The sequence below is a fragment of the Microvirga arvi genome (genome assembly GCF_016892765.1).
In the GTDB taxonomy this organism is placed as follows: Bacteria; Pseudomonadota; Alphaproteobacteria; order Rhizobiales; family Beijerinckiaceae; genus Microvirga; species Microvirga arvi.
On record NZ_JAFEMD010000130.1, the window covers coordinates 1 to 5,208 of the forward strand.

6 protein-coding genes are annotated in these 5,208 nt (G+C 57.7%); 4 read left to right on the forward strand and 2 right to left on the reverse strand.

Features of this window, described 5'->3' with window-relative positions; genetic code table 11:
* The first annotated feature begins 634 nt into the window (after positions 1-634).
* Complete coding sequence (locus tag ILT44_RS29750; RefSeq protein WP_204243218.1) at positions 635-1,066, forward strand: PRC-barrel domain-containing protein; 432 nt, start codon at positions 635-637, stop codon at positions 1,064-1,066.
* Positions 1,067-1,275: 209 nt separating this feature from the next.
* Positions 1,276-1,656, forward strand: a complete 381-nt coding sequence (locus ILT44_RS29755) for a response regulator (RefSeq protein ID WP_204243219.1) — start codon at positions 1,276-1,278, stop codon at positions 1,654-1,656.
* Between the two features lie 48 nt (positions 1,657-1,704).
* Here ILT44_RS29755 and ILT44_RS29760 read toward each other — a convergent pair whose 3' ends face one another.
* The gene (locus ILT44_RS29760) at positions 1,705-2,439 is read right to left on the reverse strand and encodes a PRC-barrel domain-containing protein (protein ID WP_204243220.1); all 735 of its coding nucleotides are present in this window, start codon (positions 2,437-2,439) and stop codon (positions 1,705-1,707) included.
* Positions 2,440-2,752: 313 nt separating this feature from the next.
* On the opposite strand from ILT44_RS29760, the gene ILT44_RS29765 reads away from it, so the two are divergent.
* Positions 2,753-2,968, forward strand: a complete 216-nt coding sequence (locus tag ILT44_RS29765; RefSeq protein ID WP_204243221.1) for a DUF2934 domain-containing protein — start codon at positions 2,753-2,755, stop codon at positions 2,966-2,968.
* A 50-nt stretch (positions 2,969-3,018) separates the two neighbouring features.
* Here ILT44_RS29765 and ILT44_RS29770 read toward each other — a convergent pair whose 3' ends face one another.
* Positions 3,019-3,273, reverse strand: a complete 255-nt coding sequence (locus tag ILT44_RS29770) for a hypothetical protein (RefSeq protein ID WP_204243222.1) — start codon at positions 3,271-3,273, stop codon at positions 3,019-3,021.
* Between the two features lie 620 nt (positions 3,274-3,893).
* Between ILT44_RS29770 and ILT44_RS29775 the strand changes: the two genes are divergently transcribed.
* Positions 3,894-4,955, forward strand: coding sequence for a sensor histidine kinase (locus tag ILT44_RS29775; protein WP_204243223.1), 1,062 nt, complete (start codon positions 3,894-3,896; stop codon positions 4,953-4,955).
* The last annotated feature ends 253 nt before the right edge of the window (positions 4,956-5,208 follow it).

Genomic DNA, 5,208 nt, shown 5'->3' on the forward strand with positions numbered 1-5,208 from the left:
GCGCACACCTTCTTCTCAGCCATCTGCATCGCGGCTGCCGTCGCCTTCTACCTCAATTAACGAGTCCTGAGCCTAGATCACCTCATCGCAATCTCAGGGCGTGTCGTGTTCATGCTGGCTCAACTCGCAACTGGCGCTGGATATCCAATCGGCCAGCAAGAGCTGGACTCGTATGGTCACTACCAAAATGCCCAAGCATTCTGGAAGCCGTGGCTTCCGAGCCATTTACAGTAACCAAAGCTTATTGAATGGCAGTGGTTGGCGTTGCGAGCATCTTCTTCGGTACGCTAATCCAGTCCCACTGTGTTGGGCGTACTGTCCCCGACCTCCAAGACCGTTTTGCTGTTCTGCTTCAAGTCTCATTATGCGCGATCTGCAAGGGCGTGGTTCGGCGATGTCCATTTCGACCTGCTCGTCAGCGATGATCTTCTCTCGGCCAGGTTCCTGTTCATCAGCGAGCTGCTGAGCCCAGGGCCATGATCTCTTCGTTGAATGTCGGCTTAGGACAGGAACAGCGGACGTTCCTGCAGGGCAGGGGAGCTTCAGAGTTTGACCTGCTGCGGACCTTAGCCTGTCCATCGCATCGGCCGGAACTGCTCCTTCAGGGCAGCGTTGCCGCTGAGAGGAGAGCATCATGCCGACGAGACTGCCTAATGAGACACCGCTGCGCGCGCCTGGATCAATGGAACTCGACCCATCAGGCGAGGGCGTGGCCATTGAGGAGACGCGGCGCCTGATTGCCTCCAGCAAGGTCGAGGGCACGCCCGTGTTCAACCGGGCAGGCGAGCAGCTCGGGGCCGTATACAACTTCATGGTCGACAAAATATCAGGCCAAGTCGCCTATGTGGTGATGAGCTTCGGGGGCTTCCTCGGCATTGGTGAGAGCTATCATCCGCTTCCGTGGCGGGCGCTGACCTACGACACCGGACTGGGCGGCTATGTGGTCGACATCGACAAGGATCGGCTCGCCGACGCTCCCCGCTACGGCGCCGACGAAGATCCGTTCAGGGATGATGAGTATGGCGCACAGGTGGACGCCTACTACAGGATCACGCCTACGTCCTGAACGCTCTAGCGCTCCCAGGGTCAGAGCGCCGTGCGCAGCGATGTGGGCGTGACGGTGGCGATCGCCTTCCCGGAGGCGTCCCAATAGGCGGAAGAACATAGTTCAGATGACGCAATAGATGGCGCCGCAGATTGAGGCCGTGGGTCGCACCTGTCGAATAACATCGTGGCCTTAGGAACGAACGGGATCGATCCCCCATTCCATTTAGTATGCTTGAGAAAAAACCCGACATTCGCGCGCTCATTCTCGTTGTCGAGGACGAAGCTCTTGTCCGCATGATGCTGGCGGACGTACTGGATGATGCTGGCTTCAAGGTCATGGAGGCGGCTCACGCGGACGAGGCGCTTCATATTCTCGCGGCCGTTCCCGACGTCCAGGTGATCGTCACGGACGTGGAAATGCCACGCGGGAGCATCAATGGCTTCGAGTTGGCCCGCAGAGTGCGGGATGATCGACAGGATATTGGCGTCGTGATCGCATCGGGGCGCGTGGCCCCCGCACCCGGGGACTTGCCGGAGGGCGCTTATTTTGTCGGAAAGCCCGTTCGCACTGAAAGACTGCTTGAACTGATCCGAACATTGCTCCGCTAGGGCAGCGTGCCGCGAGCACTCGTTCGTGGGGGCAAGCCCCTATTGTGGTTATGGGCGACCTGTAAAGAGGGTGTCGTTCCGAGTGCGCCATGCGTCGTCCGACAGCCACTTGTAGTCCTGATCGGGCATGTGCGGCACTGTCCTTACCTCCGCCTCAGGCATGGGAAGGAAGAAGCTGTCGCGCTCCTGTGAGACCTTGAGGGAGCGGATCGGAACGACGATGCTGTCCTTGCCGGGGGTAAAGAACCCTCCCGATGCCACAATCGCATAGTCGCGGCGGTCTTTGGTGCCGAACACGACATTCCGGACTTCTCCCACGATCTTGTCATCGGCACTGCGCACCTCGGCGCCGATGATCTGATCCGCCCTCAAACCTGGGGCAAGCTCCTCAATGTTGATCAGCGGCTTGGCGTTCTTCTCAGCACGACGCCCTCGAACAGCGCCCCGTTGAACCTTTGGCTCTCGCGCGTTCATCTGCGTCTCCGCATCCCCCTCATCGTTTCCGCCCAAGGAGTTCATCGGAGGTCCGGAGAGGAGTTCGCGGATGTTGCCCAAGAGGCGCTCGCAATCGTCATGACGCCCGTACGACCAGAGGGTGATCGCGGCGTCGCGCAAGTTGCGCAGGTCACGAACCGTCTGGCGATTAGCCTTCCCGCGAAGCTCAGGCTTTTGCAGGATGGCCTCTTCGAGCTTGGCATCAGCGATCTGGCAGTCGGCCATCGCTTGCGTGACCCCGAGCACGCTGAGGAGAGCGACTACGAGGAGAATTGCTGGGGGCTTCATAGGTGGTCCGATCTATGGGAAAGCGAGCTGGCCAACCTCAGGCGGTCTGCCAACACACGCGATACATTCCTAACAGTCTGTAGATGCAATTGCGAAATGGGTGAGTTCAAATCACTAAAATGTTCAATTAAAAACAGTATTATGTCAGTGCCCCAATGGACGATCCTAGTTATTAGATATATACAGTACACGGATAAACTGCCTTAAAACAGTGGCGTTTTGATAATTATTTTATTTATATTTTTCGATATCCTTCAATAAGCCGCGGTCTGTCATGTATGCTCCAGGCGATAAGCAGTGGGAGGATGCCGAGATGGAGCCGAGCACTAATGATGCTGAAAATCAGGTAAGACAGCGCGCCTACGAGCTTTGGGAGCAACACGGCCGATCCGAGGGTCGTGAGGCGGAGTTTTGGCTGCAAGCCGAGCGAGAATTGAAGGGTAAACGGAGCAGTAGTGACATCAGTAAAGGCGTCAGTGCGAATGCAGCGTCAGCTAGGAGCGGTTCAGGGTCCGACGGCCCAGGCTAGGCAGCTAAAATCACGCCCAGCGGAGCGGGCCGGAGCATCCTTCGTGATCTTCACGGCTGGAGTTTCGGTCCTGGTTGATCCTCGACTGGGTGGTGCCGGCAGACGCCCCGCGTGTGTTTCTCGATTGCCGCCAAGGCGGCATCAAGGGATACAAAGGGGCCCTGCTCAATGCCGGCCATAGTCTCCAGAGCATGGCCGGCCGGGCGGATTGTGAACTGCTGGGCCGGCGCTTCGGTGATCCGGCCCATGGGGCGGCCAAGCAGGTCCGTCAGATTCCAAGCCATGCCGTCATCGGCTGGTGTCACGATCACATCCAAGCTTACCTCCCGTTCCCGCACTGTGCATGGATCTATATGGGCCGTCAGTCTCACACCTAAATCTCGCGAGCGCAGCGTGTTCCCGCGCATTTCCAACCTGCTGACCTAGGGCGCGGATTGACTGCATCCCTTACAGCCGCTCTGTTTCATGGAATGGTCTCTCCTCGAGCAAGGGTTGTCTTTGCTGTTATAAGATCGGGACATTGGATGTAACGCGCTGCACGTACGCCGCAGCGCCAACCGAATGTCTTCATCAAACCTTGATGATGCTAAGGTCATCCTATGAGGCTGGTCATCCAATCAGTCATTGTGAGGTCCGGAAGCGTCCTGCATCTGTGCGGCGTCAAAAGCTTCCGGCGTGACCGAGATCGCCTGGAAGGACCCAGGACCCCCGTAACGGAGGGGTAGAAATATCACGGTAGCAACGCGGCGCTAGGCGAGGAAGGATAAGCCATCGATAGGCTCCTCGTCCGCCGATTGGGGCGAGCTTCATGATTCCCGGTGGATCCTGTGGCCAAGATTGAGTGAAAGATATTGGGGGGTCGGGCCGTGAAACGCCACAGCCGCCCGCGTTTGCTAATCCACTGAGGTGAGCGCATAGTCCCACTATGCCTCAAAATGAGCTTGACATCAGCACAACGCTCGCACGCGCCGTCGTGGATACCGTGCGCGAACCCTTCCTTGTGCTTGACCAAGACCTGCGCATCATCGCAGCAAGCCGATCCTTTTACACGAACTTCCAGATAGGGCAGGAAAAGACGCAAGGGCAGATGCTCTATGACCTGGATGATGGGGGATGGAACATCGCAGCCCTCCGACTGCTCCTTGATCGTATCGTGCCCGCGTCCGAGGTGATGGAGGATTTCGAAGTCGAGCAGAAGTTTCCCCGCATCGGACGCCGCACGATGCTGCTCAACGCCCGCAAAGTGTTCGATGAGACCCAGGGCGCTCCTATGATCCTCCTCGCCTTTGAGGACATCACTGAACGCCGCACCGCCGAACGTACTTTGAAAGGCCTCCTTGAGCAGAAGGACATACTGCTCGCAGAGATGAGCCACCGCATTGCAAATTCCCTCCAGATCATCGCCAGCATCCTTCTCATGAAGGCGCGAAGCGTGAAGTCAGACGAAACCCGGCAACATCTCGAAGATGCCCATCGCCGCGTCATGTCCGTCGCCTCAGTGCAACAACACCTGCAAGCGGTTGGACAGGCCGAGCGGGTTGAGGTCGGTCGCTACCTGTCCAAGCTCTGCGAGGCGCTGGCGGCGTCCATCATCGGGGACAATCGGCGTATCATAGTCGACGTTGTGGCCGGTCCTGGTATGACGTCCTCAGGTCAGGCGGTGAGCCTGGGCCTGATCGTGACCGAGCTTCTGATCAACTCCCTGAAGTATGCCTTCCCTGAAGATCACGAAGCCAGTCGCGTGATCGTCGGGTATGAGGCCCATGAAGATGACTGGAAGCTGTCAGTTTCCGACAACGGTGCCGGTATGCCGATGCAGAAACCGGGCAGCAGGAAATCTGGGCTCGGCACGAGCCTGATAAATGCATTGGCTCAACAAATCGACGCTAAGGTTGAGATTGCAACAAGTCCAGTAGGCACAACGGTGTGCATTACCCACGCCACCTTCAAGTCCCTTTTACCTACAGTCGCATCTGCAAACACCTGACACGGCCTTCTGTTCGATATATACAGCCTTGCCATTTCTGATGAAAATCATGGTCAAGAATGGTGAGTTCGATTATCGGAAGTCAGATTAGCTGTATCTGGCTCGCGAGCTGCCTATCGGACTTGAAGGGCCAGCGCTGGCAAGGGCCCGACTGCCATCGCCGAGCAATTAAGTCCGGAAATGATGCTGTGGACGGCTCCCGCTCAGCGGTGAGGTAGCATGGCTGCTTCGAGCAGCCAGCGACACAGGTGCA